The sequence below is a fragment of the Pseudomonas proteolytica genome, assembly GCF_007858275.1.
In the GTDB taxonomy this organism is placed as follows: domain Bacteria; phylum Pseudomonadota; class Gammaproteobacteria; order Pseudomonadales; family Pseudomonadaceae; genus Aquipseudomonas; species Aquipseudomonas proteolytica.
This window is the reverse complement of the sequence record NZ_VFEV01000010.1, coordinates 95,126-118,863: the sequence shown is the minus strand read 5'-3', so window position 1 is coordinate 118,863 and position 23,738 is coordinate 95,126. Positions and strand designations below refer to the sequence as shown.

32 protein-coding genes and 1 tRNA gene are annotated in these 23,738 nt (G+C 59.2%); 11 read left to right on the top strand and 22 right to left on the bottom strand.

Going from position 1 to position 23,738, the window contains the following annotated elements; genetic code table 11:
* Positions 1-3: 3 nt before the first annotated feature.
* Together FIV38_RS09740 and aat are read right to left on the bottom strand one after the other, a co-directional pair.
* Complete coding sequence (locus tag FIV38_RS09740) at positions 4-711, bottom strand: arginyltransferase (RefSeq protein ID WP_029293558.1); 708 nt, start codon at positions 709-711, stop codon at positions 4-6.
* A 55-nt stretch (positions 712-766) separates the two neighbouring features.
* The gene (gene aat / locus FIV38_RS09735) at positions 767-1,447 is read right to left on the bottom strand and encodes a leucyl/phenylalanyl-tRNA--protein transferase (RefSeq protein ID WP_029293560.1); all 681 of its coding nucleotides are present in this window, start codon (positions 1,445-1,447) and stop codon (positions 767-769) included.
* A gap of 521 nt (positions 1,448-1,968) precedes the next feature.
* Between aat and FIV38_RS09730 the strand changes: the two genes are divergently transcribed.
* From FIV38_RS09730 to cysG, 6 genes are read left to right on the top strand one after another with little or no spacing between them, the layout of a single operon-like run.
* Positions 1,969-4,377 (top strand): DNA translocase FtsK, encoded by a 2,409-nt coding sequence (locus FIV38_RS09730; RefSeq protein WP_029293562.1) that lies wholly within the window; start codon positions 1,969-1,971, stop codon positions 4,375-4,377.
* Positions 4,378-4,434: 57 nt separating this feature from the next.
* Positions 4,435-5,058, top strand: coding sequence for an outer membrane lipoprotein periplasmic chaperone LolA (gene lolA / locus FIV38_RS09725; RefSeq protein ID WP_029293564.1), 624 nt, complete (start codon positions 4,435-4,437; stop codon positions 5,056-5,058).
* A 10-nt stretch (positions 5,059-5,068) separates the two neighbouring features.
* Positions 5,069-6,394, top strand: coding sequence for a replication-associated recombination protein A (locus FIV38_RS09720; protein WP_029293566.1), 1,326 nt, complete (start codon positions 5,069-5,071; stop codon positions 6,392-6,394).
* Positions 6,391-6,765 carry a fluoride efflux transporter CrcB gene (gene crcB / locus FIV38_RS09715; RefSeq protein WP_092239102.1) on the top strand — a complete coding sequence of 125 codons (375 nt, stop codon included), beginning with the start codon at positions 6,391-6,393 and terminating at the stop codon, positions 6,763-6,765. The genes FIV38_RS09720 and crcB overlap by 4 nt, the downstream gene beginning before the upstream one ends.
* A gap of 16 nt (positions 6,766-6,781) precedes the next feature.
* Positions 6,782-8,062 (top strand): serine--tRNA ligase, encoded by a 1,281-nt coding sequence (gene serS, locus FIV38_RS09710; protein ID WP_029293570.1) that lies wholly within the window; start codon positions 6,782-6,784, stop codon positions 8,060-8,062.
* Positions 8,063-9,457, top strand: coding sequence for a siroheme synthase CysG (gene cysG, locus FIV38_RS09705; protein WP_092239104.1), 1,395 nt, complete (start codon positions 8,063-8,065; stop codon positions 9,455-9,457).
* Here the strand turns inward: cysG and FIV38_RS30685 are convergent.
* From FIV38_RS30685 to FIV38_RS09670, 8 genes are all read right to left on the bottom strand, one after another.
* A complete protein-coding gene (locus tag FIV38_RS30685; RefSeq protein ID WP_262499496.1) occupies positions 9,442-9,564 on the bottom strand; it encodes a hypothetical protein in 123 nt (40 codons plus the stop codon). The two genes, cysG and FIV38_RS30685, sit on opposite strands and share 16 nt — an antisense overlap.
* Positions 9,565-9,586: 22 nt before the next feature.
* The gene (locus FIV38_RS09700) at positions 9,587-10,582 is read right to left on the bottom strand and encodes a glutathione S-transferase family protein (RefSeq protein ID WP_092239106.1); all 996 of its coding nucleotides are present in this window, start codon (positions 10,580-10,582) and stop codon (positions 9,587-9,589) included.
* An 88-nt stretch (positions 10,583-10,670) separates the two neighbouring features.
* Positions 10,671-11,672, bottom strand: coding sequence for a glycosyl transferase family protein (locus tag FIV38_RS09695; protein WP_092239108.1), 1,002 nt, complete (start codon positions 11,670-11,672; stop codon positions 10,671-10,673).
* Positions 11,669-12,004: a TusE/DsrC/DsvC family sulfur relay protein gene (locus FIV38_RS09690; RefSeq protein WP_029293579.1), complete on the bottom strand. Its 336-nt coding sequence runs from the start codon at positions 12,002-12,004 to the stop codon at positions 11,669-11,671. Before FIV38_RS09690 ends, FIV38_RS09695 begins: the two co-directional genes overlap by 4 nt.
* Entirely contained in the window at positions 12,001-12,294 is a 294-nt protein-coding gene (gene tusB, locus FIV38_RS09685; RefSeq protein WP_092239110.1) for a sulfurtransferase complex subunit TusB, read from the bottom strand. Before tusB ends, FIV38_RS09690 begins: the two co-directional genes overlap by 4 nt.
* Positions 12,294-12,644 carry a sulfurtransferase complex subunit TusC gene (gene tusC / locus FIV38_RS09680; RefSeq protein ID WP_070995989.1) on the bottom strand — a complete coding sequence of 117 codons (351 nt, stop codon included), beginning with the start codon at positions 12,642-12,644 and terminating at the stop codon, positions 12,294-12,296. The genes tusB and tusC overlap by 1 nt, the downstream gene beginning before the upstream one ends.
* Position 12,645: 1 nt before the next feature.
* The gene (tusD, locus tag FIV38_RS09675; RefSeq protein WP_092239111.1) at positions 12,646-13,038 is read right to left on the bottom strand and encodes a sulfurtransferase complex subunit TusD; all 393 of its coding nucleotides are present in this window, start codon (positions 13,036-13,038) and stop codon (positions 12,646-12,648) included.
* Positions 13,039-13,125: 87 nt separating this feature from the next.
* Positions 13,126-13,797: a Bax inhibitor-1/YccA family protein gene (locus FIV38_RS09670; RefSeq protein ID WP_029293588.1), complete on the bottom strand. Its 672-nt coding sequence runs from the start codon at positions 13,795-13,797 to the stop codon at positions 13,126-13,128.
* A gap of 152 nt (positions 13,798-13,949) precedes the next feature.
* Between FIV38_RS09670 and FIV38_RS09665 the strand changes: the two genes are divergently transcribed.
* Positions 13,950-14,040 (top strand) — tRNA-Ser (locus tag FIV38_RS09665).
* 114 nt (positions 14,041-14,154) lie between these two features.
* Here FIV38_RS09665 and FIV38_RS09660 read toward each other — a convergent pair.
* The 5 genes from FIV38_RS09660 to FIV38_RS09635 form a co-directional block, all read right to left on the bottom strand.
* Positions 14,155-15,204 (bottom strand): tyrosine-type recombinase/integrase, encoded by a 1,050-nt coding sequence (locus FIV38_RS09660; RefSeq protein ID WP_092239113.1) that lies wholly within the window; start codon positions 15,202-15,204, stop codon positions 14,155-14,157.
* 1 nt (position 15,205) lies between these two features.
* Positions 15,206-15,448 carry a DUF4224 domain-containing protein gene (locus FIV38_RS09655; RefSeq protein WP_092239115.1) on the bottom strand — a complete coding sequence of 81 codons (243 nt, stop codon included), beginning with the start codon at positions 15,446-15,448 and terminating at the stop codon, positions 15,206-15,208.
* A gap of 2 nt (positions 15,449-15,450) precedes the next feature.
* Positions 15,451-15,672, bottom strand: a complete 222-nt coding sequence (locus FIV38_RS09650) for a hypothetical protein (protein WP_092239117.1) — start codon at positions 15,670-15,672, stop codon at positions 15,451-15,453.
* 465 nt (positions 15,673-16,137) lie between these two features.
* Positions 16,138-16,893 (bottom strand): hypothetical protein, encoded by a 756-nt coding sequence (locus tag FIV38_RS09640; RefSeq protein WP_092239118.1) that lies wholly within the window; start codon positions 16,891-16,893, stop codon positions 16,138-16,140.
* Entirely contained in the window at positions 16,890-17,189 is a 300-nt protein-coding gene (locus FIV38_RS09635) for a DUF4406 domain-containing protein (protein ID WP_268876942.1), read from the bottom strand. Before FIV38_RS09635 ends, FIV38_RS09640 begins: the two co-directional genes overlap by 4 nt.
* Positions 17,190-17,501: 312 nt before the next feature.
* Between FIV38_RS09635 and FIV38_RS09630 the strand changes: the two genes are divergently transcribed.
* On the top strand, positions 17,502-17,735 hold the full coding sequence (locus FIV38_RS09630; RefSeq protein WP_092239403.1) for a hypothetical protein: 234 nt from the start codon (positions 17,502-17,504) through the stop codon (positions 17,733-17,735).
* 60 nt (positions 17,736-17,795) lie between these two features.
* Here the strand turns inward: FIV38_RS09630 and FIV38_RS09625 are convergent, their stop codons facing one another.
* On the bottom strand, positions 17,796-18,575 hold the full coding sequence (locus FIV38_RS09625; protein WP_092239120.1) for a DUF2786 domain-containing protein: 780 nt from the start codon (positions 18,573-18,575) through the stop codon (positions 17,796-17,798).
* Positions 18,576-18,629: 54 nt separating this feature from the next.
* On the opposite strand from FIV38_RS09625, the gene FIV38_RS29950 reads away from it, so the two are divergent.
* Positions 18,630-18,791 carry a hypothetical protein gene (locus FIV38_RS29950; RefSeq protein ID WP_159439633.1) on the top strand — a complete coding sequence of 54 codons (162 nt, stop codon included), beginning with the start codon at positions 18,630-18,632 and terminating at the stop codon, positions 18,789-18,791.
* A 95-nt stretch (positions 18,792-18,886) separates the two neighbouring features.
* Positions 18,887-19,699: a hypothetical protein gene (locus FIV38_RS09620; RefSeq protein ID WP_092239121.1), complete on the top strand. Its 813-nt coding sequence runs from the start codon at positions 18,887-18,889 to the stop codon at positions 19,697-19,699.
* 141 nt (positions 19,700-19,840) lie between these two features.
* On the opposite strand, the gene FIV38_RS09615 is transcribed toward FIV38_RS09620, so the two are convergent.
* The 6 genes from FIV38_RS09615 to FIV38_RS09595 form a co-directional block, all read right to left on the bottom strand.
* Complete coding sequence (locus FIV38_RS09615; protein WP_092239123.1) at positions 19,841-20,656, bottom strand: DUF2303 family protein; 816 nt, start codon at positions 20,654-20,656, stop codon at positions 19,841-19,843.
* 43 nt (positions 20,657-20,699) lie between these two features.
* Entirely contained in the window at positions 20,700-21,047 is a 348-nt protein-coding gene (locus FIV38_RS09610; RefSeq protein WP_078467578.1) for a hypothetical protein, read from the bottom strand.
* A 108-nt stretch (positions 21,048-21,155) separates the two neighbouring features.
* A complete protein-coding gene (locus FIV38_RS09605; RefSeq protein WP_092239125.1) occupies positions 21,156-21,440 on the bottom strand; it encodes a hypothetical protein in 285 nt (94 codons plus the stop codon).
* A 549-nt stretch (positions 21,441-21,989) separates the two neighbouring features.
* Positions 21,990-22,154 (bottom strand): hypothetical protein, encoded by a 165-nt coding sequence (locus tag FIV38_RS29945; protein WP_167362656.1) that lies wholly within the window; start codon positions 22,152-22,154, stop codon positions 21,990-21,992.
* A 2-nt stretch (positions 22,155-22,156) separates the two neighbouring features.
* Positions 22,157-22,591, bottom strand: coding sequence for a tellurite resistance TerB family protein (locus FIV38_RS09600; protein WP_065948833.1), 435 nt, complete (start codon positions 22,589-22,591; stop codon positions 22,157-22,159).
* 69 nt (positions 22,592-22,660) lie between these two features.
* A complete protein-coding gene (locus FIV38_RS09595; protein WP_092239127.1) occupies positions 22,661-23,044 on the bottom strand; it encodes a response regulator transcription factor in 384 nt (127 codons plus the stop codon).
* 358 nt (positions 23,045-23,402) lie between these two features.
* On the opposite strand from FIV38_RS09595, the gene FIV38_RS09590 reads away from it, so the two are divergent.
* The gene (locus FIV38_RS09590; RefSeq protein ID WP_092239129.1) at positions 23,403-23,720 is read left to right on the top strand and encodes a DUF1654 domain-containing protein; all 318 of its coding nucleotides are present in this window, start codon (positions 23,403-23,405) and stop codon (positions 23,718-23,720) included.
* The last annotated feature ends 18 nt before the right edge of the window (positions 23,721-23,738 follow it).

Here is a 23,738-nt window from a genome sequence, read left to right as displayed (position 1 = left end):
GTTCTAGTTAAGCGTGACCCATCTTTGATTAATTAGCAGCTCAATGGGCCGATATTGGGTCTTGTAGTTCATCTTTTTGCAGTTTTTGATCCAGTATCCGAGGTACACCGCTTCCAGATTTTGCCTGGATGCTTCACTGATCTGCCACAGGATGGCGAAGCGCCCCAGGCTACGGCGCTCTTCAGCGGGCTCGTAAAAGGTGTAGACCGCCGACAAGCCATTGGGCAGCAGGTCGGTGACCGCGACCGCCAGCAGCCTTCCTTCAAGCCGGAATTCGTAGAAGCGCGAGAACGGCAGGTCGCGCACCAGAAACGTGGAAAACTGGTCGCGACTGGGTGGGAACATGTCGCCGTCTGCGTGGCGCTGTTCGATGTAGCGCTGGTAAAGATCGAAATATTCCTCGCTGAAACCGGGCTTGGCTGCGGTCACGATCAGGTCGGCATTACGTTTGAGGATGCGTTTTTGATTACGGTCCGCCAAAAATTGCGCCACAGGTATGCGCGCCGGCACACACGCGTTGCAGTTCTGGCAGTGCGGCCGATACAGGTGGTCGCCACTGCGCCGAAAGCCCATCTCTGACAGATCCGCATACACGTGCACGTCCATCGGCTGGCTGGGGTCGAGGAACAGCGTCGTCGCCTGTTCCTCGGGCAGGTAGCTGCAAGAGTGGGGTTGAGTGGCATAAAACTTCAAGCGCGCCAACTCGGTCATGATCAACCCTCGGATAAGCTTTGAAATAAGTGTAAGCCAGGTGTGCGCATGTCGCCTAAGAAACCCACGGCCCACTGCTGGCTTGATCAAGATGGTCGCGCAGGTAACCGGCAAAGTCACTGCGGGGGATGGCGCGGGCGCCGAGGCTGTGCAGGTGATCGGTGGGCATCTGGCAGTCGATCAGGACAAACCCCCAGGCCTGCAATTGCCTGACGAGCGTGGCAAAGCCGAATTTCGAGGCGTTGTCTGCGCGGCTGAACATTGATTCGCCAAAGAACAACTGGCCCATGGCCAGGCCGTACAGGCCGCCAACCAGCGTGCCCTGGTCCCACACCTCGACAGAATGGGCATAGCCCCGTTGGTGCAGTTGCAGGTAGGCGTTCTGCATGGCGTCGGTGATCCAGGTGCCGTCTGCATAGCTGCGAGGAGCAGCACAGGCCTGTATGACGGCGGCAAAGTCCTGGTCGAAGGTCACCTCGTAGCGTTGCTGGCGCAGCAGCTTGGCGAGGCTGCGGGATACGTGCAGCTCTGCGGGGAACAATACCGTACGCGGGTCGGGCGACCACCACAGGATGGGCTGGCCTTCCGAGAACCAGGGGAAGCAGCCATGGCGATAGGCCTGGACCAGGCGGTCGGCGGACAGGTCGCCACCGGCGGCGAGTAGGCCGTTGGGTTCACGCATGGCTTTTGCCAGCGGTGGGAAAGTCAGGGTATTGCGTTGCAACCAGGTGAGCATGGGTAGTCAGGCTTACGGAAGGGGAGGGCGGTGACAGGCCAAGGCCCGCCGCGTAGGCAGTGATTATTGTCGACCCGGCGCCACTCGGCCAGCGCGATCGCGCAATCAGTGCCCAGATGCATGAGCGAGTGTTTCTGCAACTCTATAGCGGTGATGCGGTCGTAATCGCGTCATGTCGCCATCCGTTGGGCGGGAATGCTGGGTAAAGCTTGTCCAGTCTGATAAAAACAGCTCATAAGCCTTTGTCAGTAAAGACAATGCATGCTCAAATTGAAACGTATGGGCAATGCGCTTGTGTATGCTTCAGGAGCGAGGCCGGCAGCGTGGCAACGGGCACACAAACCCGTACAATGGCGGCACTATGTCCTTGTGGGCCGGCGTTAACGCCTGTTCATGACGCAGTCACGGAGTGTTAAAGGACGCTTGACGACGCTCGTTCACTTTTCACCTGCCCGGGTTGGGCAGTATTTTTATAGTCATTCAACTGTTGGACGCGCTTAAGGCGCAGGAAAAGACCCGTTTTGAAGAAATCCGCCGCAGCACCCAAAACAGCAGTGGTACCGGCCTGGCGCCAGCACCTGCACTATCGGCTCAAGGAAGGCGCGCTGATTGCCATCGGTGCTTTATGCCTGTTCCTGATGATGGCCTTGCTGACCTATGGCAAGGACGATCCGGGCTGGAGCCATAACAGCAAGATCGATGATGTGCAGAACTTCGGCGGGCCTGTGGGTTCCTACAGCGCCGATATCCTGTTCATGATCCTCGGTTATTTCGCCTATATCTTCCCGCTGTTGCTGGCGATCAAGACCTGGCAGATCTTCCGCCAGCGCCACGAGCCGTGGCAGTGGAGCGGCTGGCTGTTTTCCTGGCGCCTGATCGGCCTGGTGTTTTTGGTGTTGTCGGGCGCGGCGCTGGCACATATCCATTTCCATGCACCGACCGGCCTGCCGGCGGGTGCGGGCGGCGCCCTGGGCGAAAGCCTGGGCGACCTGGCCCGCAAGACCCTGAATATCCAGGGCAGCACGCTGATGTTCATTGCCCTGTTCCTGTTTGGCTTGACGGTGTTTACCGACTTGTCCTGGTTCAAGGTCATGGATGTGACCGGCAAGATCACCCTCGATCTGTTCGAGCTGTTCCAGGGCGCTGCCAACCGCTGGTGGGCGGCCCGCGTGGACCGCAAACGCATGGTTGCGCAACTGCGTGAAGTCGATACCCGAGTCAATGAAGTGGTGGCTCCGAGTACGCCTGACCGCCGTGAGCAGGCCAAGGTCAAGGAGCGCTTGATCGAGCGTGAGCAGGCGCTGACCAAGCACATGTCTGATCGCGAAAAACAAGTGCCGCCGGTCATCGCTCCCGCACCGGTCAAGGCGCCCGAGCCAAGTCATCGTGTGCAGAAGGAAAAGCAGGCGCCGCTGTTTATCGACAGCGCCGTCGAAGGCACCTTGCCGCCGATCTCGATCCTTGATCCGGCGGAAAAGAAACAACTCAACTATTCCCCGGAATCCCTGGCGGCCGTTGGCCATCTGCTGGAAATCAAGCTCAAGGAGTTTGGCGTCGAAGTGTCGGTGGATTCAATCCACCCAGGCCCGGTGATTACCCGTTACGAGATCCAGCCGGCCGCTGGGGTCAAGGTCAGCCGTATCGCCAACCTGGCCAAAGACCTTGCGCGCTCCCTGGCCGTGACCAGCGTGCGCGTGGTGGAAGTGATCCCCGGCAAGACCACCGTGGGCATTGAGATTCCCAACGAAGATCGTCAGATCGTGCGTTTCTCCGAAGTGCTGTCGACCCCGGAATACGACAACTTCAAGTCGCCGGTCACCCTGGCCCTGGGTCACGACATTGGCGGCAAGCCGGTGATCACAGACCTTGCGAAAATGCCTCACCTGCTGGTGGCCGGTACCACCGGTTCCGGTAAGTCGGTGGGGGTCAACGCGATGATCCTGTCGATCCTGTTCAAGTCCGGCCCGGAAGACGCCAAGCTGATCATGATCGACCCGAAGATGCTTGAGCTGTCGATCTACGAAGGCATTCCGCACCTGCTGTGCCCGGTGGTGACCGACATGAAGGACGCCGCCAACGCCTTGCGCTGGAGCGTTGCCGAGATGGAGCGACGCTACAAGCTGATGGCGAAGATGGGTGTGCGTAACCTGTCCGGCTTCAACGCCAAGGTCAAGGAAGCCCAGGACGCCGGTACGCCGCTGACCGACCCGCTGTACAAGCGTGAAAGCATTCACGATGAAGCGCCGTTGCTGACCAAGCTGCCGACCATCGTCGTCGTGGTCGACGAATTTGCCGACATGATGATGATCGTCGGCAAGAAGGTCGAAGAACTGATCGCCCGTATCGCACAGAAGGCCCGTGCCGCCGGGATCCACTTGATCCTTGCGACCCAGCGGCCATCGGTGGATGTGATCACCGGTCTGATCAAGGCCAACATCCCGACGCGTATGGCGTTCCAGGTGTCGAGCAAGATCGACTCGCGGACCATCATCGACCAGGGCGGCGCCGAGCAACTGCTGGGCCATGGTGACATGCTCTACATGCCGCCCGGCACCAGCCTGCCGATCCGCGTTCACGGCGCCTTCGTTTCCGATGACGAGGTGCACCGCGTGGTCGAGGCCTGGAAACTGCGCGGTGCGCCGGAATACAACGACGATATCCTGGCGGGTGTCGAGGAGGCCGGCAGCGGCTTCGACGGTGGCAGCGGTGGCGGCGACGATGATGCCGAGACCGACGCGCTGTATGACGAAGCGGTAGCGTTCGTGCTGGAAAGCCGTCGCGCCTCGATCTCTGCGGTGCAACGTAAACTGAAGATCGGCTACAACCGCGCCGCGCGTATGATCGAATCCATGGAAATGGCCGGCGTCGTCACGGCAATGAACACCAACGGCTCGCGCGAAGTGATCGCGCCAGGGCCGATGCGCGACTGACCTCGTGCCGCGTGGCAGCACGCGGCGCGCCTTTCACATCATTCTATGAGGACTCCCATGCGTCTTATCCGCATGCTGTTGTTGCCGGCATTGGCCTTGACCGCGTTTTCGGCCCACGCTGACCAGGCCTCCGTCGCGAGCCTGACCAACCTGCTGGACAAATCCAAGACCCTGACCGCGCGCTTCTCCCAGTTGACCCTGGACGGCGGCGGCACGCAGTTGCAGGAAACGGCCGGTGAAATGGCCGTCCAGCGCCCAGGCCTGTTCTTCTGGAAAACCGACGCGCCCAACGAGCAGACCATCGTTTCTGATGGCAAGAAAGTCACGCTGTGGGACCCGGACCTGGAGCAGGCGACCATCAAGACCCTCGACCCGCGCCTGAGCCAGACCCCGGCCTTGCTGCTGTCCGGTGATGTGTCGCAGATCAGCGAGAGTTTCGAGATCACCTCCAAGCAACAGAGCAATGTGATCGACTTCACCCTCAAGCCCAAGTCCAAGGACACGCTGTTCGACAGCCTGCGCCTGTCGTTTCGCAACGGCGTGATCAACGATATGCAGTTGGTCGACAGTGTCGGCCAGCGCACCAATATCCTGTTCACCGGGGTCAAGGCCAATGAACCGGTCCCAGCCTCCACGTTCAAGTTCGACATCCCCAAGGGTGCCGATGTGATCCAGGAGTAAATCGCTGCCCATGGACCTGTTTCGAAGTGACCCGATTGCCCAGCCTTTGGCCGCGCGTTTGCGCTCGACCAACCTGGATGAGTATGTCGGGCAAGAGCACCTGCTGGCCCGCGGCAAGCCCCTGCGCGAGGCCCTGGAGCAGGGTGCCCTGCACTCGATGATTTTCTGGGGCCCGCCGGGCGTGGGCAAGACCACCCTGGCGCGGCTGTTGGCGAAAGTCTCGGATGCACACTTTGAAACGGTCTCGGCAGTGTTGGCCGGGGTCAAGGAGATCCGCCAGGCAGTGGAGGTCGCCAAGCAGCAGGCCGGGCAGTACGGTCGGCGCACCATCCTGTTTGTCGACGAAGTGCATCGCTTCAACAAATCCCAGCAGGATGCATTCCTGCCTTACGTGGAAGATGGCACGCTGATTTTCATCGGCGCCACCACGGAAAACCCCTCGTTTGAACTGAACAACGCCTTGCTCTCGCGGGCGCGAGTGTATGTGCTCAAGAGCCTCGATGAAGCCGCAATGCAGAAGCTGTTGCAGCGGGCGCTGGGCGAGGACAAGGGGCTGGGCAAACGCCATTTGAGCCTGGGGGAGGAGGGTTTCAAGATTCTGCTGGCGGCGGCTGACGGTGACGGTCGACGTTTCCTCAACCTGCTGGAGAACGCCTCTGACCTGGCCGAAGACAACAGTGAGATTGGCGTCGACCTGCTGCAAAGCCTGCTGGGTGATACCCGGCGGCGCTTCGACAAGGGCGGCGAAGCCTTTTACGACCAGATTTCCGCGTTGCACAAATCTGTACGCGGCTCCAACCCGGACGGCGCGTTGTATTGGTTTGCGCGCATGATCGACGGCGGTTGCGATCCACTGTACCTGGCCCGGCGCGTGGTGCGCATGGCCAGCGAGGACATCGGCAACGCCGATCCCCGCGCCCTGAGCCTGTGCCTGGCGGCATGGGAGGTCCAGGAGCGCCTGGGCAGCCCGGAAGGCGAGTTGGCGGTAGCGCAGGCCATCACTTACCTTGCCTGTGCGCCGAAAAGCAATGCGGTGTACATGGGCTTCAAATCAGCATTGCGTGCAGCGGCCGAGCACGGCTCGCTTGAGGTCCCGCTGCATCTGCGCAACGCGCCCACCAAGCTGATGAAGCAATTGGGTTATGGCGACGAATACCGTTACGCCCACGATGAGCCGGATGCCTATGCCGCCGGGGAAGACTACTTTCCCGACGATCTGGACCCTCAGCCGTTCTATCAGCCGGTACCTCGTGGTCTGGAGCTGAAGATCGGGGAAAAGCTCAACCACTTGGCGCAACTTGACCGCCTGAGCCCGAAACAGCGGAGAAAATCATGATTCCCTTGGTCGTCGCAGTCTCCGTTGGCGGTGTAGCCGGGACCTTGTTGCGCTTTGCCACGGGCAATTGGATCAACGCCAATTGGCCGAAACACTTCTATAGCGCGACGCTGGCCGTTAATATCGTGGGCTGCCTGCTGATCGGCGTGTTATACGGCCTGTTTCTGTTACGCCCGGAGGTGCCTGTTGAAGTGCGCGCCGGGTTGATGGTGGGCTTCCTTGGCGGCCTGACTACCTTTTCATCCTTTTCACTGGATACCGTGCGCCTGCTGGAAAGCGGGCAAGTGCCGCTGGCATTAAGCTATGCGGCCATCAGTGTATTCGGCGGGCTGCTTGCCACCTGGGCTGGCCTGTCCTTGACCAAACTTTGATAAACGAGAGACCGACATGCTCGATTCCAAACTGTTACGTAGCAACCTTCAGGACGTAGCGGACCGCCTGGCATCCCGCGGCTTTGCCTTGGATGTTGCGCGCATCGAAGCGCTGGAAGAACAGCGCAAGACCGTCCAGACCCGCACCGAAGCACTGCAGGCTGAACGCAATGCACGTTCCAAATCCATCGGTCAGGCCAAGCAGCGTGGTGAAGACATCGCGCCGCTGATGGCGGACGTCGAGCGCATGGGCAGCGAGCTGTCCGACGGCAAAGTCGAGCTGGACAAGATTCAGTCCGAGTTGGATTCGATCCTTCTGGGCATTCCCAACCTGCCGCACGAGTCGGTGCCGGTTGGCGAAGACGAAGACGGTAACGTCGAAGTACGCCGCTGGGGTACGCCAAAAGCCTTTGATTTCGAGATCAAGGACCACGTCGCCCTGGGCGAATTGACCGGTGGCCTGGATTTTGAAACCGCCGCCAAAATGTCCGGCGCGCGCTTTGCCTTGCTGCGCGGCCCGATTGCGCGCATGCACCGTGCCCTGGCGCAGTTCATGATCAACCTGCACACCGGCGAACACGGTTACGAAGAGGCTTACACCCCTTACCTGGTGCAGGCGCCGGCACTGATGGGCACCAGCCAGCTGCCGAAATTCGAGGAAGACCTGTTCAAGATCAGCCGCGATGGCGAAGCTGATCTGTACCTGATCCCGACCGCCGAAGTGTCGCTGACCAATATCGTGGCCGGCGAGATCCTCGACGCCAAGCAACTGCCGATCAAGTTCGTCGCCCACAGCCCGTGCTTCCGTAGTGAAGCCGGCGCCTCGGGCCGTGACACCCGCGGCATGATCCGCCAGCACCAGTTCGACAAGGTCGAGATGGTGCAAGTGGTCGAGCCGTCGACCTCCATGGAAGCCCTGGAAGGCCTGACCGCCAACGCCGAGCGCGTCCTGCAGCTGCTGGAGCTGCCGTATCGCGTATTGGCGCTGTGCACTGGCGACATGGGGTTCAGCGCGGTGAAGACCTACGACCTGGAAGTATGGGTGCCGAGCCAGGACAAATACCGCGAGATTTCTTCGTGCTCCAACTGCGGTGATTTCCAGGCCCGGCGCATGCAGGCGCGTTTCCGTAACCCGGAAACCGGCAAGCCGGAGTTGGTCCATACCCTCAACGGTTCGGGTCTGGCCGTAGGCCGCACCCTGGTCGCGGTGCTGGAAAACTACCAACAGGCTGACGGTTCGATCCGCGTGCCTGAAGTGCTCAAGCCGTACATGGCGGGCGTTGAGGTCATCGGCTAAATGGAATTTCTGCCGCTGTTTCATAACCTGCGCGGCAGTCGTGTGTTGGTCGTCGGTGGCGGGGAGATTGCCTTGCGCAAATCCCGGCTGCTGGCCGATGCCGGCGCGTTGTTGCGGGTGGTTGCTCCCCTGATCGAAGATCAGTTGCGTGAATTGGTGCAGGGCAGTGGCGGTGAACTGATTGTGCGTGGTTATCGGGAGGCGGACCTTGATGGTTGCACCCTGATCATCGCGGCGACCGACGACGAGCCGCTGAACGCGCAAGTGTCCAGCGATGCCCGACGCCGGTGTGTGCCGGTCAATGTGGTGGATGCGCCGGCCTTGTGCAGCGTGATCTTCCCGGCGATTGTCGACCGCTCGCCCTTGGTGATTGCAGTGTCCAGTGGCGGCGACGCGCCGGTGCTGGCGCGCTTGATCCGTGCCAAGCTGGAAACCTGGATCCCGTCCACCTACGGCCAATTGGCCGGGCTGGCCGCGCGCTTTCGGGCGCAGGTCAAAGGTTTGTATCCCGATGTGCAACAGCGCCGGGCTTTCTGGGAAGAGGTTTTCCAAGGGCCGATTGCCGATCGGCAACTGGCTGGGCAAGGCGATGAAGCTGAGCGTTTGCTGGTAGAGAAGGTCAATGGCAAGCCGCCCCATGCGCCGGGTGAAGTGTATTTGGTCGGTGCGGGCCCCGGTGATCCGGACCTCCTGACCTTTCGCGCCCTGCGCTTGATGCAGCAAGCCGACGTAGTGCTATATGACCGCCTGGTGGCGCCAGCGATTCTTGAGTTGTGCCGTCGCGACGCCGAGCGGGTATATGTCGGCAAGCGCCGCGCCGATCATGCGGTGCCGCAGGACCAGATCAACCAGCAATTGGTGAAACTGGCCAAGCAGGGCAAGCGCGTGCTGCGCCTCAAAGGCGGCGACCCGTTTATTTTTGGGCGTGGCGGTGAAGAGATCGAGGAACTGGCGGCCAATGGCATCCCGTTCCAGGTGGTGCCGGGGATTACCGCGGCCAGCGGTTGTGCGGCTTACGCCGGTATTCCCTTGACCCATCGTGATTATGCGCAATCCGTGCGTTTCATCACCGGGCACTTGAAAGACGGGACTTCGGATTTGCCTTGGAATGACTTGGTCGGGCCGTCGCAGACCCTGGTGTTCTACATGGGCTTGATCGGCTTGCCGATCATCTGCGAGCAACTGATCCGCCATGGTCGTTCGGCAGACACCCCGGCAGCGCTGATCCAACAAGGCACCACGTCCAACCAGCGTGTGTTTACGGGCACCCTGGCTGACCTGCCACGCCTGGTGGCGGAGCATGAAGTGCATGCGCCGACACTGGTGATTGTAGGAGAAGTAGTGGTGCTGCGTGAGAAGCTGAAGTGGTTCGAAGGTGCTCAGTCCCAGGTGTGATCACCGGCACTCATATCAATTGTAGAAGCGAGCTTGCTCGCGAAAAAATCAACTGCGCCGCGTGCCTCCAGAATGCCCGCGTTATCGTTGACGATCTTCGCGGGCAAGCTCGCTCCTACAGTTTTTGCTTCAGCTCCAGACGCCCTTGCTGCTCATCTTCTGCCGGTCATGTTTGCTGTCAAACGCCTGCGACGGTCCCTTCGGCACAATCCCTGTCGGATTGATCGTGCGGTGGCTGGCGTAGTAATGCCCCTTGATATGGGCAAAATCCACTGTCTCGGCCACCCCCGGCCATTGATACAGCTCGCGCAACCAATTCGACAGGTTCGGATAATCCGCAATCCGCCGTAGGTTGCATTTGAAGTGGCTGTAATAAACCGCATCAAACCGGATCAGCGTCGTAAACAGGCGTACATCAGCCTCGGTCAGGTATTCACCTGCGAGGTAGCGGTGACCACCCAAGTGCTGCTCCAGGTGATCCAACTCGGCAAATACATCATCAAAGGCACTTTCGTACGCCTGCTGCGAAGTGGCAAAGCCTGCGCGATACACGCCATTGTTCACGGCGGGATAGATCCGCTCGTTCCACGCGTCGATGGTCGGGCGCAATGGCTTGGGGTAGAAGTCCAGGGTGTTGCCCGTCAGCTCGTTGAACGCGCTGTTGAACATGCGGATGATCTCCGCCGATTCATTGCTGACGATGCGATTGAGCTTCTTGTCCCACAGCACCGGCACCGTGACGCGCCCGGTGTAGTCGGCGGTATCGGCGGTGTAGCGCTGGTGCATGAAGGCAAAGTCGTCGAGCCTGTCGCCGGTAGAGCCATGGGCCTTGTCGAAGGTCCAGCCATTTTCCAGCATCAGCCAACTGACCACTGAAACGTCGATCAGGCTCTCCAGACCCTTGAGTTTGCGCAGGATCAGGGTGCGGTGCGCCCAGGGGCAGGCGAGGGAGACATAGAGGTGGTAGCGGCCGGCTTCGGCTTTGAAGCCGCTGTCGCCGCTTGGGCCAGCTTGGCCATCTGCGGTGACCCAGTGCCGGCGTTGCGCCTGTTCCCGTTGGAAGGCGCCATCTGCGCTACTTTCGTACCACTGGTCATGCCAGTGTCCTTCAATCAGCAAACCCATGACTGACTCCTTGGCTATTAAGCGTTGGAGTGCAGTCTAATCGTCTGGGTTCGAACAAATAGCGCAAAGGCTCGGGGTTAATGATCGATTAAATCGATTTGTCCCGCGCATCCCAATACTGCTGGGCCAGTTCAAAAGCCTGCTCCCGTGGGTGCCCAAGGCCGCGCAGGGCCAGGGCCATGGTGGCGATCAACGCCAACTGCGGGTAGCTATCCTGCACTTCGCCGCGCCACAGTGCCTTCAAATGCTCGGGGTCGAGGCTGGCCGGCTTGACGTGGCGCTGGGCGGAGAGGGCAGGCCACTCCTCATCCCAGCTTGCGCCACCGGTGGTGCCATATAAGTGGCTGGCGGAGTCGGGATTGATCTCGATCTCGCCGCCATCGCCCTTGATCACAATGGTGTTGTCACCCAGCAGGCCACTGGCATCGCGATGTACGCCCTGGTAACCGGGATGGAAGATGCTTTGCAGGCCGCAGCGTGCGCCCAGTGGGTTGAGGATGCGCGCCAGGGAATGGATAGGCGAGCGCAGGCCAAGGATGTTGCGCAGGTCAATCATGCGTTGCAGTTGCGGGGCCCAGTCGCCCAGCGGCATAAACGCCAGGTTGCCTTGCGCAAGGGTGGTCTCGACCTGTTGCCAGTTGCGGCACAGTGGAATCTGCAGCTCGCCCAGCAGTTGTTCGGTGTACAGCCGGCCGGCCGTGTGGGCGCCGCCGCCATGCATGAAAATTCGCACGCCGTTTTGCGCCAGGCACTTGGCGGCCAGCAGGTACCACGGCAGGTGGCGTTTTTTCCCGGCGTAGGTAGGCCAATCGACATCCACCTGCAGTGCCGGCGGGTTCAGGCGTTCGCGCAGGGCCTCGGTGAAGCCGGCGAGTTCCTCCGGGCTCTCTTCTTTGTGGCGCAGCAGCATCAGGAACGCGCCGAGCTGGGACTCCTCGACCTTCTCGTCGAGCAGCATGCCCATGGCTTCCCGCGCTTCTTCGCGCGTCAGGCTGCGGGCACCGCGCTTGCCTTTGCCGAGGATGCGCACAAACGGCGCGAAGGGATGTTCGGCGGGAGTTTCGGTGATCAACGGGGCGAAGTCGGTCATAAACAATTCGTCGGTCTGGGCAGGCCCGCCAGCTTGGCGGCAAGTTTGGCGGGAGTGCCTTTGAACAGTCGGTTGAGGTGCAGGCTGTTGCCCTTTTCCGGGCCCAGCTTCAAGGCGGTGTACTTGATCAGCGGGCGGGTGGCCGGTGATAACTGGAACTCCTGGTAAAAGCCCCTGAGCAGCTCGAGGATTTCCCAGTGTTCGTCGGTCAATTCCAGTTCTTCAGCGCTTGCCAAAGCGTTGGCCACCTCGGTTGACCAGTCATTGAGGTCAGCCAGGTAACCGTCTTTGTCCAGTTCTAGTGCGCGCGCGCCTACGGTCAGCGTATTCATAACCAACTGTTGACCTTGTCATGGTCGATCGACAACTGCACAAAACCTGGGTAGTCAACACTCTTGGCCCACTCCGGCAATGACAGGCCCCGGGCCTGGGCGTCTTCGGCAAGCACGAAGATGACCACGGCACTGACCTCCAGGGCCTTGAAGGGCGCGCTACCGGCTTGCAGGGCATAGGTTGCATCGCCGCACAGCAGGATCGCGTCTTGTGCACCACACAGCCGTAGGCAACTGTCCAGTCTGCTGTCGGAAAAGGGAGAGTGGGACAATACATGCAAAGTCGACATCAGAGGGTCATCACCTGATCGTAACGGTCAATCATCTGGGAAATCTGTTCGCTGCTCAGTGGCTGCGCGCTATCAGGGGCGCTCAATCCACGCTCGGCCAAGCTGTGGCTGCACGCAAACACCTCATCGATGCCGAACAGCGAGAGCGCCTGCAGGTTGGCAGTCACATCCTTCTGCTGCACGGCTTTGGCATTCTGTGCAGGTGCCAGTTGAAACACCCCGTCATCGAGAAACAGCAGCCCAATCGGCAAGTCGAATGCGCCACCGGCCAGTACCACATCCAGTGCTTCCCGGGCGCTGGGCCCGGACCACGGCGCCTGGCGACTGATTACCAGCAAGGATCTGGACATTTCATGGCCCTCCAAAGCAAATCAGGCGGTCGGCGTCCTGGATTGCATCGTGCAATTGCCCAAGGCCCGACAACGCCCAGGGCGCATCGAGGTTCACCGCATTGCGCTGGTAGCGCGCAGCCTCCTCGGCATTGAGCACGCCGCGCCGTAACGCAGCAGCGATGCATACCACGCCATCGAGTTGATGCTCGCTGACCAGGGCGCGCCATTGTTGGGCGATGTCCTGCTCATCCTGCGGCGTGACCACCGAATTGGCGGCGCTGTAGACGCCATCCTGATAGAAAAACAGCCGCACAATCTCATGCCCGCCGGCCAGTGCAGCCTGGGCAAACAGCAGGGCACGGCGCGAGGAGGGCGCATGGGCGGCGGAAAACAGCGCAATTGCGAACTTCATGGAACACTCTGTAGGTAAACCTGTGCCAATGATAAAGCCGCAGGCAACAATAAGCCCGCCGAAGCGGGCTTTTTGATGGGGCTGGGATCAGTCGTCGCGGCTCATGATGCCGAAGATCTGCAACAGGCTGACAAACAGGTTGTAGATCGATACATACAGGCTGATGGTCGCCATGATGTAGTTACGCTCGCCGCCATGGATGATGGCGCTGGTCTGGAACAGGATGCAGACCGAGGAAAACAGCACAAAACCGGCGCTGATCGCCAACTGCAGGCCGCTGATCTGGAAGAACATGCTTGCCAACACCGCCGCCAGCAACACGAAGAAGCCAGCCGTGATGAAACCGCCGAGGAAGCTCATGTCCTTACGGGTGATCAGTACATAGGCCGACAGGCCACCAAACACCAATGCCGTCATGGCAAACGCCGAGCTGACCACTTCCGCGCCGCCCTGCATGCCCAGGTAACGGTTAAGGATCGGGCCCAGCAGGAACCCCATGAAACCGGTCAGGGCAAACGCCGACACCAGGCCCCAGGCCGAGTCGCGCAGCTTGTTGGTGAGGAAAAACAGGCCGTAGAAGCCGATCAACACCACGAAGATATTCGGGTAGCCAACACGCATCTGCTGCGCCACATACGCCATCACGCCGCTAAATGCGAGGGTGAGGGCGAGCAAGCCGTATGTATTGCGCAGGACGCGGCTAACCTCTAGCTGCTCAGCCTGCACGTTGCTATTAACTGCGTAATCCTGTTCGCGCATGGCGACACTCCTTCAGTTTTGAAACGTTCAGTCGCAAAGATCATAACAGACGCTCTGTAACAAGCTATGCAGAGAGTTTGACAGTGTGTTTCATTCGGGTATTATGGCGCCCGCTGAGACAGGATGGGCTACTATAATCCTGTGTTGCACAAGGGAAATTGGCAGAGTGGTTGAATGCACCGGTCTTGAAAACCGGCGAACGTTAATAGCGTTCCCAGGGTTCGAATCCCTGGTTTCCCGCCAAGATTCAAACAAAAGCCCCGCAATGCGGGGCTTTTGTGTTTCTGGGGTTTGGCTGTGGCGGGCTTGTATTTGCTCGGCGTTCCATAACTATTGTGGAACCGTTCCAGAACTTTTCTATTTTGACGGCTTCGCAGTGGCGCCGAGCCTTCTGTAAACGCGCTTTGTGATTTCCTGATTGCTGTGTCCCAGCAGCAGGCTTGCGTCGCCGATATCCACGATTTCCGATGCCGCCTTGGGCCGAATATCTCGGAACTGAAACCCACTGATCTTTGAAGCGAGCGTCGGATCTCCTTGTTCGATAGCTTTCTCGCAAGCCATCTCTCTTGCCTTGTCCCAGCGCAAGCGCAACATCCCCTTCGTCATCCTTTTCCCATGCTTGTTGATCAGCAGATATTTGGAAGGATGGGCGGCATTCCTCTCTGAAATTTCCCGAACTAGCCTTCCCAGGCTGTTTTCCCCTTCCTTTGTGCGCATCAGGATCCTGAGCTTTAGACCCGTTTTCCCCTGCGTAACCAGGAAGTAATCACCATCCACATCGTCACTGCGCATGGCGATCACGTCAGCCGGGCGCTGACCGGTGAGGTAGCCCAGGTCCATCGCTTCCCTGAGTTCAGGCCCAGCCATCCCGTACACCGCATCCCAAACCACGGCATTGGCATAGTAGTCGCGTGGCGTCTCCTTGTTCTTCCTTACCCCCTGGCAGGGGTTCTCGCGCTCTGTGAGCCCCCACTCCCGGGCTATGTTGAAAACGTGGGACAAGAGAGCGATCTCACGGTTGGCGCGCACCTTGGCTGTACGGGCGTCGCGATAACCAGCAATGCTGGCCGGCGTGATCGAGTCGATTGGAGCCTCATCAAACATGGGGCGCAGTTGTTTCAACTCGGCCAGGTTGTCCTTTTGGGTGCGCTCACCTTTCTTCGGTATGACGTCCCGGACGTACCGGTCGAAAATCCCCTTCATGGTCGTCAGGTCAGCCGGCTTGTCCTTCGCCTCCAGTTCTGCCCACTTCAATCGCGCCTTGTCCAGATCTTTGCCCAGCGGCACGTCCTTTCCCGTAGTGTCTCGGTAATAGTAGGCGATCCAGGTCTTGCCGTTTTTACGCTTTCTTGTCCGTTGGTACATGCGCGGCGGCAGGTGTCGGTACTCTTTATTGCGAGGGCGCATATCAGTTCACTCTGGAAAAATCTGGCGTCCATGCCGGCCTCACAGGTGGCGGGCTTGGGTCAATGATGGTTGGGTTGACCAGTCCCAGCTTCATGCGGGCAAACATGCGACCCACCAGAGGTCGACCACCACGGCTTTCGACGTAGACCCAGTTGCGGTCTTTGAGCCACTTCCGCTGGTGGGCTCGGTGTTTGTAACCGGTCAGGTCGGCGAGCTCGTCGTCCGACAGGATCTCTGCCTGCATAACTACCTCCCGCCGCCCGCTGTAGGCCGCGCTGTCTTGATGATGTGGATGATTAAACCGAAGGTGAGCAGCATCCAGGCGATGGTGCCCGCGAATGCCGCGATCAGGTGTTCGTCGGTACCGGTGGCGAGCAGCTCCGGCACCTGCCAGAAAAACCAGAAGGTGGACCCCGCCACGTACAACACGATGGCCGTCAGGAGCAGGGTGAGTTTCGTTGCGTACATGGGGTGTCCTTGCCGCTCTGGGCAGCAGAAGTTGATAGCGAAGTGCCTCGATGGCGAAGGGTGCGAAAAAGAGCTACAAATACTGTTCAACTTGCTCATGTGTCAGGGAGGGCGCGTGTCACACAATCTCGATGTTCCAGTTGTTCACGCCTATCGGGGGCATACGTTGTTTCTTAAGTTCGAATGGAGGCGACCAAACGATGATGTGCCCGCATTTGCGAGAATCATCGAGCCGGCAGCCGTTGCTGGGTTGGGCGAAGTCGCCGCCGAGCTGACGGGTCCATGGCCTGACTATCCGGCGGCACTGGGTGACGCAATGGCAGCAGCGGAGCGATGGGTCGACAGCCAGTTACCGTGAGTTCGCTCACCGGCAGGCATGTAGGGGGATTGGGTTATCGCCGCCATAGCGGCTGACTTTGAAGGGGGAGGGGTTACAGGTTTTGCGGGTGGAGTACGGATGTACTCCTATCGGGATTTGGCGGCACGCTTTCGGAACTCGTAAACCATGCTGCGCAGATCGACTAGAGACTCCTGCAGGTCACCGCGAGCGGAGTCGATATTCTCAAACAGCTCATCTTCGCCGTCGTCACCGCCCTCATCGACGGCCAGCAGAGCCAGTCCGTATGACTGGAACTTCGCCAGCACGTCATCAGCTGACTTGGCCATGTACTCGGCATGCTCGATGGCGTAGTCCTTGTTGGATCGCTCACTGGAGGTAGGCGCCGCATCGCACAGCTCAAGCACCCAATCAATCCATTCCTTGCGCTGTCTGTACTGCGGTTGGTCGTCGTCAATCGCTTTGACCATGTAGTGCGGGCTGCGGTTGATTGACCGTACCGCACTGACCAGTTCGTCCCAGCGCTCATCCGCTGCGGTCAGGCGCTGTTGCAGGGCCGCGATCTTTTCCCGTCCGGCCGCTTCACGCGCCAGGAAGATCGAGTAAGCCTCCTGCGAGACGCGCACCGTTCGCCCGTCGATTCCGAAGTCCACGCCGGCGGATTCTTCCGACGCGGCGATATGTGTGTCTGGAGCGGGGGCGGCGGCGAGCATGGCGGCCCAGCAGAGTTTTGCGCGGAACGCCGCTTGCTGGCAGCCGCTCATCTCTTGGTACTGCTCCCAGACTTCCTCATCTGAAAAGCACTCGTCCGGCGCCGACTCGAAGCCGTGTATCACCATGGCTTCGGTTGGTTCAACCGGCACCAGTTTCCATTGATTGCTCATACAGCCTCCCTCGTTACCAGATCATGGGCATTCACAACCGTCATGCCGAGTTGTTCGGCGATCAGGACTTCCAGGCGGGCGCCTTGCGACTTCTCCCAGTCCGGCAGCAGGGCGATCATTCCGCATAGGCCCAGGCGAGTCAGGTCGTAGGCCATGTAGTCGGCCCACTGCGCACCCTCGACGATGCCGTGGTCTGCCGGGTTCTCGACTTCGTAGCCCAGGCCGCGCAGTTGGTCGGCCACGGCGTTGAAGGCCGGGTAATTGAAATCGGTGATACCCGTCATTGGCGCAGCCACGTAGACGCGGTTGGCTCGGCTGGCCTGGAGCGTTACGAATGGCTCGCCTGGCTGACTTTTACCGCTGAATGCCCATGCGGTAGGCCCCTGACACATCTCGCAAGTGAGGTTGCGCGTGATTTCGTCGATCGCTTCGCGGTCAAGCTTCTTTCCATAATGGTTGACGAGCTCGTTGGCGATCGTAAATACCATCGTGCCGAGTCGGGTGGATTGCGGACCTTGGTTTTCTTTAGTGCGCACGGTGAGTCCTTGCCGGGCCATGCCCGGGCGGTGTGGTGCTACGATGGCCCCTTCCTAAAAATGGGCAGGACCATGACCAAGCACGATATTTACGATGAGATCGAAGGCTTTCAGGTTTGGAACTACATGGAGTGCGACAAGGACGAGGAAGGCCGGGAGACCTGGCGTATCAACGTCGAGGTGAAACGCGGTAGTGAAGTGGTGGTGCCGGTTGTTGCGGGTGAGCGAACCTATGTTGACCGTGGCCTGGCGCAGGTGGCTGGGCGTGAGGTCGGGGCCCGGTTGATAGCTGGGGCAGGCCTATAGGTTTTCTGCGGGCATGGTGAGTTCCGGTCTGGCCATCCCTGGCGGTTGAGGGGAGGGGGATCAGGCGATTGCGGATAGCGCGAGGATATCCTCTCCACCACGCGCGATTCCGGCGTGCAGCTCCACCTTGCTGCCAGCAAGCATCCCGGCGATCTGGGCGTTTAGGTCCAGCTCTACCGCCTTGCCTTTCCTGGACTTCCCGATTTCCTGGGTAGCAAGATATTCGCTGATCAATGCCTTGTCCTGCGCCTCAACCGCGACCAGGCCTTGGCCGGTGGCTGGGTGCCCGAGCGGATCATCGTCGCCTTGAGGCACAAGAGCTTTCAGCTTCGACTGGACCTCCCAAACCCACGCCAGCGCAAAGTGATCACCGGCAGTTTCTGCCGAATACCGGCTGCGATGGACTCCCGACCTGACGGCCGAGCAGTACTCCTTGCGCGCCTGAGTAAGCTTGGTGTGCAGTGCCTCATACGCGTACAGGGCGATGTTCTGGGCGGGAGAAACGCCGACGAATGTCGCGCACTCAATGATTTGGCTTTTTGCGGAACACCACGTCCGGCGCCGCAGGGTTGTGCAACTGAACGCGTCTGCTACAGCGATGCTCAACTGCTGATCCCAGGCTGGTCGACGCTTGGCGCGGAACAGGGCCGACTCAACCTCACCTACGTCGCTCAACTTCACATCCATCTCGGTCAGCCGGTACTCGCGCATCAATGCCTGGGCCTGCCGGAGTGCCGTTGCGGCTTCGTTCTCATTGGCGCTCTGGGCAAGTGCTAAGCAGTGCTTGATCTTGCGGATCGCCCGCTCGAGTTTCTTTTCGTCAATCTGTTGTGCGGACATAGGGAGTCCTTGTCGGGCGATGCCCGGGCGGTGGAGTGGGGGAGGAGTTAAGTCATGTTCGGTTCTGCTACCACGGGTCTTGTCTTGGGCATGCCGATAATCTCGGCATCAACCAAGCCAGAGCGCTACCGCATGAAACGACTGACCGAGTGGGTAAACCTGATTGCAGCCGTGATCAGACTGACGGAGGCAATTCTGCGGGCAGGGTGGTTATGAACAAAAAGAAGAGCCTACCCGCGTCAAGGTCGATGACGTGACAGACAATCTATGGTGGAATCGATAATCTGGAGCCTTAACTCAACGAGCCGCAAATGAAGGTATGTGCACTTTGTAAAAAAGAAGCAGAGTTGATAGATAGCCATTTAATCCCGAAGTCGGCGTACAAAAAATCCAGGTCATTCATTGATGGGAAAAATGTTGGCTTGGTAAAAATTGTCACGGGCGAGGGAAGCGCTTTCTTTTCTGATGAACAAGTAACGAAAAAGCTTCTATGCTCTGAGTGCGAAGATAGGTTTTCGAAGAAAGGCGAACGACCGGTTTCGATGCAATGGGCAACGCCAGCCGGGTTCCCTATGCGCGAATACCTCCAGTCTCTTGGCGCGATTGCAGTCGGTCCTAAATTCTCAGTGTTCAATCCGGCATCCATTGATCCTGAGGTTTTGAAATCGCTATTTTATTTTGCAATCAGTGTATTTTGGAGGGCCAATGTCTGGGATTGGGGGCGCTCATCTGCACAATATCCAGGCTCCCTCGGTCAAAAATATGAGGCTTCATTTAGAAGCTTTCTACTAGGTGAAAGTGTGCTGAAGAATGTCTATTTGCTGATCACGGTGAATAGCACAGATTTCCTTAGCGGCCTGATAGCCTTTCCCGTGTCAAATAAAATTCCACGCGCCGCTGTTCATATTTTCGATGTACTTGGATTTAAGTTTACAGCTGTGGTTGGTGGGCATATTCCAGATGATATAACAAAGCCTTTCGTGGCGGCCGGCTCTAATGTGCTTGTTCTTACAGCGCCTCTAGAGGAATCACAAGACTTTCTTGAGCTTGCAAAGGTGGTTCAAACAAAAGTCACAGCCCGGGGTCGTTTATCTAAAGGCGACAACGGTCAATATAGTAAGTGATGAAGCGTCAGTCACCGCAGAAGCGGTCCATGGCTTATGACTGATCGCTGACTTGGCTCGGTGGCGTGTCCTGGCCTTTGGCCCATCTCGCCAAGAAAGAGAAAGGCGCCCGTAGGCGCCTGGTGGTGTTGCGGGAGTGGGTTACTTCGGATCGAACGCGCCGAGAGACAGCGTCGCTGCCTCACCGATCTTGTCCTGAAGAACCGATTTGAACTCTTGAGCGATGTCTTCGCGCTGTACCTCTTCGCCCACCCAGCGCAATTTCAACACCGGCTGCGAGCCGCTGGTGATCACCGACAGGCGAAGGGTGATCTGCTGTTCGGTCAGGCCTTCAAACGGGACTGTGCGGAATTGCAGGGAGACCGGCAGGGTTTCCTTACTGCGCGCCTCGATCTGGTCCATGGCGCTGCGGCTGGCGCTGGTTTCGCCTACCGTGGTTTCCGACTCGCTCGACGCCTTGATGGTGATGGTGCGCACTGCAGCAATGGCCTTGGCCACCGCGATTGCATTGCCTGCCTCGTCAACCGGGGTGAGGTACTGGTGCCAGTCTTCGATCCAATCGCTCAAATCCTTTTGGCTGATACCGCGCCCGCCGATTTGCTGCGCCGCGGTGTAACCGGCGGTTGGCTTCAGCTTGAGGACGGCGCGGTCATCGGCGTGGCCCGGTACTTCGGCAGTGCCCAGGTTGAACAGGAGGGCACAGCTCATTGCGTCCTGATCAATGAAGCCGCGTGCGCCGAGCGCTGCGCGCTCAACCACGTAGGCGCTGAAATCTGCCAGCGAGTGGGTGCTGTAGGTGCCACGGAAGCGGCTACGGCCGGCCTGGAACTTCTCCAGGTCGATGACTTTCGAACTTTCCGGCAGCACTACGGTAGGGACCAGTGTTTCCAGCTTCTTGCCGTTGGCTTCCAGCGCCGTATCGGTGATGAGCTGAATTGCATCTTTGGTAAGTGACATCGCTTAGTTCCTTGGATTGCGGAGGGAGGGTGAGCGGGGTGAATCAAGTGCGTTTGGGAATTGGTGCGTCATCGCGGCTGAACAGTTGGTCATGCTTTTCCGCGAAGAGGGTCACGCGGCCACCGGTCCCCACGTGCATTGGCGTATCGAGGCTGGTGTTCTCGCTGCGGGTGCCACGCTTGGTTGGCACCTTGTAGTCGAGCTTGTGCTTGATCTTCACCTGGTGCGATTCGCCGATCTGGCTGAAGTCCAGGGTAATAACCAGCTTGCCGGCCTTGCCATAGTCGACAACCCCGGCGGCTACTTCGGATATGGCGTGGCCGATTTGGCTGGCAAAAGCGCCGCCGTTGAGCTCTTCAAGAAACTCGGCTGTATCGGTTGCAGTGGACATGGCTGATTCTCCGGGATGGCCAAGAGGCCGCTGGGTGGAAGGTTGAATTGGGTTTGCCGAAGGCGTCGTCGCGCCTGGTGGTTGATGCGTTTCACAGGGTTGCGCTGATCACTGCGACCACCCTTCGATGTTGATTTTCTTGCCGTCTGCGCGAGCTTCCAGTACCTGGGCGCGATTGATCGCAGCCTTCCAGGTGAAGCACATGCCCATGACCTTGCCGGTGGAGCGCTCGACGACGTGATAGGCGCCTTTGCCCTTGTTGATCACCTGGTAGCGAATTTCTTGCACTGGCTGCTCCTTGCCGATCAAGGCGAACAGGGCGCTGGTGGCGATGGATGCTCGGACACGGAGGGCCGCAAGCCCTTCGGACCGTTGTTGAATGGATGGATGCATGGCTCGACCCTCGATGTTGGTTGGCGTGTATTCGTCAGCACCCTGAACGCCTGGCGGGTGCCGGTGGGCCCAGGGGAGGGTGCTGACGGATAAAGGCGAGATGTAAAAAAGCCCGAGGATTCCCCGGGCTTTAGGTACGCTTCGTAGACCTCCCTACGTCACGCAGACAGACGCTTCGGCGTCTAGGGTGTGTGTGGTTTACATGGCTGCCAATCCTCCGTGCTGTGTGGGTTGAATGCAGGTGGCCGGCGAAAGGCCGGGTGTTCGTCCGCATCGGATATAGCTCGAATCCCTCTGGGTGTTGCCCGTCTATGCCGCGATAAAATCCGCTCAGGCTCGGGGCAAGGTGGCCACCCTGCTATCACGGCCAGAGGGCCGAGCTATATCCGATGCGGCCTGGTGCTGGGGAGTACCAGGTGCTCGGGCCCGGGCTTGCACCGGACTTCCACGTCACCATTACTTTTATATGGGATTCATACGTGTAGTTCGCCCATTCCCGTAGGCTTTCGCCATCCCGCTGCCCACTCATTGAATGGGCAGAAGTGATGCCTAAGCCTTGGGTTTACCGGCCATCAGAACAATCAGCAGAAGCGCGACCAGTACAAGGTCACCAACCATTGAGAAGATCCGGCTCGCCGAGTCGACGAACACCACCCCGCCGGCGAGCCCATAGGCTGCCAGGGAGCGCGCCTTGTTGCTGAGCCTGCCCAGCATGGTTACAGGTGGTCTTTCAGGTTAAGGCCCAGCAGCTTGGCGCTGCGTTCGAGCGCGGTCAGCTCGGCCGGCTCGATCTCGCCGTCAGCTTCGGCAACTGTCAGCATGACGTTGAGGACGGTCAGTGCTTCGGCTGGAGAGTGCGCCAGGTCGCCCAGCTCTTTCTCGGCGTTCTGTCGAAGGATGCGAGCGCCTGACTTGAAGTCGGTCTTGGCACGGTCGATGGTGTTGGACAGCTCAGCACCGAAGCCCTGGAGCGCCGGGTTATTGCTGAGGATCGTTTCGATCTTCGACAGCTCGCTGTCTTCCAGCTCGCCATCGGCGGCGGCAACGTAGATGGAGCCGTACACGACTGCTTCCATCAGATCGCGATTAGCCAGCTTGGCGACTGCTGCGCGAGCCTGGCCGGATTTCTTGCCGAACAATTTACCTAACATGGTGATTCCTCTGGGTTGGGTTACATCCCGCTGCACCCTGTCGCCAAGGTGCAGAAGTGATGCTTTCGGTTATGCGGTGAGGGTTGGCCGTTCAGCCTGGCGCACCATTCGCACCTGGGCGGTACGGCGCTCAGGCGTTCGGCGATCACGGCGCATTGCGTCTTCACCGATCACCGCGTGCATGGCGATCAGACTGGCCAGGACAAAGCACATCGGCGAGATGATCTGCCGGCGCATGGCCTCGGCCACCATCGCGGTCTGGCGATTCACGCCAAGCTTGAACATGGCGCAGGAAAGACGCTTGGCCACGGTGCAGGCCGCCACGCCGTGCAGCCTGGCTATTTCCTTTGCCGTCTTGCCCTGGGCAGCGGACAGCAAGTACTGAAGTTCTCGCGGCGCAAGACCACGGCCGAGATGACCCTTCCATGCGCCGTTAACGATTGTTGCTTCCATCGTTGTGACTCCCGGTTGTTTTCCCGTCTGGCCCTGTTGCCAAGGCCAGCCAGTGAAATCGTTCCGTTCTGCTTAAAGAGCTTGGTCCAGTCGGTCCCGCTTTCCGGGGCTGGGAGATCACTTCGCTGATCCCTTGCTATCTGGCGGCCTCACCAGTCGTGTATCGCCGAGTACTGCTCGGCGATGGAGTTAATTTAGAAAACTAAACAGAATTCGTCAACGGTTATTTTAGTTATCTTAACTCTTGTGTTGGCGAAGTACGCTTTAACGCTGATTGCGTCAAGACTTACGCGATTGGAAAAGTTCGGATAACCTGCGCGGATAACTGTATGGATATACAGCAACCAAGGAGCAGCTGATGGCGAGCCCGCAGAAGAAACCTCAACAGCAAACGCCTGTCTCAGGAGTTGAGCGCCTGACGCTCAGAGTTTCCAGCATGATCAACCACCCCATCGCCCAGGATCGGAAGTGGGCAACCATCCACAGGCTTGAGAGCGATGGAGAGCGCGAGTGGCAGGAGGTAATGGGCGTTCTCGCCGACGTTGACGGTATTGAGATGACGTTCAACGATGAAGATGAGTCGGTCACTTTGAGCTGGGAAGCTGCGGCCGACGAAGATCCTCGGGTCCAGGATCTTGATGAGTTAGATGCGGTTGAAGAGGTCGCGCCTTTCTGAGGCGCATAAAAAAGCCCG

What these genes read in the sequence shown, in the direction of transcription:
- FIV38_RS09670 (WP_029293588.1), bottom strand. Translation starts at nt 13,797, where the DNA reads ATGCGCGAACAGGATTACGCAGTTAATAGCAACGTGCAGGCTGAGCAG.
- tusC (WP_070995989.1), bottom strand. Translation starts at nt 12,644, where the DNA reads ATGTCCAGATCCTTGCTGGTAATCAGTCGCCAGGCGCCGTGGTCCGGG.
- FIV38_RS29945 (WP_167362656.1), bottom strand. Translation starts at nt 22,154, where the DNA reads ATGCTGGGCAGGCTCAGCAACAAGGCGCGCTCCCTGGCAGCCTATGGG.
- FIV38_RS29950 (WP_159439633.1), top strand. Translation starts at nt 18,630, where the DNA reads ATGTTCGGTTCTGCTACCACGGGTCTTGTCTTGGGCATGCCGATAATC.
- FIV38_RS09650 (WP_092239117.1), bottom strand. Translation starts at nt 15,672, where the DNA reads ATGTACGCAACGAAACTCACCCTGCTCCTGACGGCCATCGTGTTGTAC.
- FIV38_RS09605 (WP_092239125.1), bottom strand. Translation starts at nt 21,440, where the DNA reads ATGCATCCATCCATTCAACAACGGTCCGAAGGGCTTGCGGCCCTCCGT.
- FIV38_RS09590 (WP_092239129.1), top strand. Translation starts at nt 23,403, where the DNA reads ATGGCGAGCCCGCAGAAGAAACCTCAACAGCAAACGCCTGTCTCAGGA.
- FIV38_RS09615 (WP_092239123.1), bottom strand. Translation starts at nt 20,656, where the DNA reads ATGTCACTTACCAAAGATGCAATTCAGCTCATCACCGATACGGCGCTG.
- FIV38_RS09660 (WP_092239113.1), bottom strand. Translation starts at nt 15,204, where the DNA reads ATGCGCCCTCGCAATAAAGAGTACCGACACCTGCCGCCGCGCATGTAC.
- FIV38_RS09655 (WP_092239115.1), bottom strand. Translation starts at nt 15,448, where the DNA reads ATGCAGGCAGAGATCCTGTCGGACGACGAGCTCGCCGACCTGACCGGT.
- FIV38_RS09700 (WP_092239106.1), bottom strand. Translation starts at nt 10,582, where the DNA reads ATGGGTTTGCTGATTGAAGGACACTGGCATGACCAGTGGTACGAAAGT.
- cysG (WP_092239104.1), top strand. Translation starts at nt 8,063, where the DNA reads ATGGAATTTCTGCCGCTGTTTCATAACCTGCGCGGCAGTCGTGTGTTG.
- tusD (WP_092239111.1), bottom strand. Translation starts at nt 13,038, where the DNA reads ATGAAGTTCGCAATTGCGCTGTTTTCCGCCGCCCATGCGCCCTCCTCG.
- FIV38_RS09695 (WP_092239108.1), bottom strand. Translation starts at nt 11,672, where the DNA reads ATGACCGACTTCGCCCCGTTGATCACCGAAACTCCCGCCGAACATCCC.
- lolA (WP_029293564.1), top strand. Translation starts at nt 4,435, where the DNA reads ATGCGTCTTATCCGCATGCTGTTGTTGCCGGCATTGGCCTTGACCGCG.
- crcB (WP_092239102.1), top strand. Translation starts at nt 6,391, where the DNA reads ATGATTCCCTTGGTCGTCGCAGTCTCCGTTGGCGGTGTAGCCGGGACC.
- FIV38_RS09595 (WP_092239127.1), bottom strand. Translation starts at nt 23,044, where the DNA reads ATGGAAGCAACAATCGTTAACGGCGCATGGAAGGGTCATCTCGGCCGT.
- aat (WP_029293560.1), bottom strand. Translation starts at nt 1,447, where the DNA reads ATGCTCACCTGGTTGCAACGCAATACCCTGACTTTCCCACCGCTGGCA.
- FIV38_RS09740 (WP_029293558.1), bottom strand. Translation starts at nt 711, where the DNA reads ATGACCGAGTTGGCGCGCTTGAAGTTTTATGCCACTCAACCCCACTCT.
- FIV38_RS09600 (WP_065948833.1), bottom strand. Translation starts at nt 22,591, where the DNA reads ATGTTAGGTAAATTGTTCGGCAAGAAATCCGGCCAGGCTCGCGCAGCA.
- FIV38_RS09630 (WP_092239403.1), top strand. Translation starts at nt 17,502, where the DNA reads ATGACCAAGCACGATATTTACGATGAGATCGAAGGCTTTCAGGTTTGG.
- FIV38_RS09610 (WP_078467578.1), bottom strand. Translation starts at nt 21,047, where the DNA reads ATGTCCACTGCAACCGATACAGCCGAGTTTCTTGAAGAGCTCAACGGC.
- FIV38_RS09640 (WP_092239118.1), bottom strand. Translation starts at nt 16,893, where the DNA reads ATGAGCAATCAATGGAAACTGGTGCCGGTTGAACCAACCGAAGCCATG.
- serS (WP_029293570.1), top strand. Translation starts at nt 6,782, where the DNA reads ATGCTCGATTCCAAACTGTTACGTAGCAACCTTCAGGACGTAGCGGAC.
- FIV38_RS09690 (WP_029293579.1), bottom strand. Translation starts at nt 12,004, where the DNA reads ATGAATACGCTGACCGTAGGCGCGCGCGCACTAGAACTGGACAAAGAC.
- FIV38_RS09620 (WP_092239121.1), top strand. Translation starts at nt 18,887, where the DNA reads ATGAAGGTATGTGCACTTTGTAAAAAAGAAGCAGAGTTGATAGATAGC.
- FIV38_RS09720 (WP_029293566.1), top strand. Translation starts at nt 5,069, where the DNA reads ATGGACCTGTTTCGAAGTGACCCGATTGCCCAGCCTTTGGCCGCGCGT.
- tusB (WP_092239110.1), bottom strand. Translation starts at nt 12,294, where the DNA reads ATGTCGACTTTGCATGTATTGTCCCACTCTCCCTTTTCCGACAGCAGA.
- FIV38_RS09625 (WP_092239120.1), bottom strand. Translation starts at nt 18,575, where the DNA reads ATGTCCGCACAACAGATTGACGAAAAGAAACTCGAGCGGGCGATCCGC.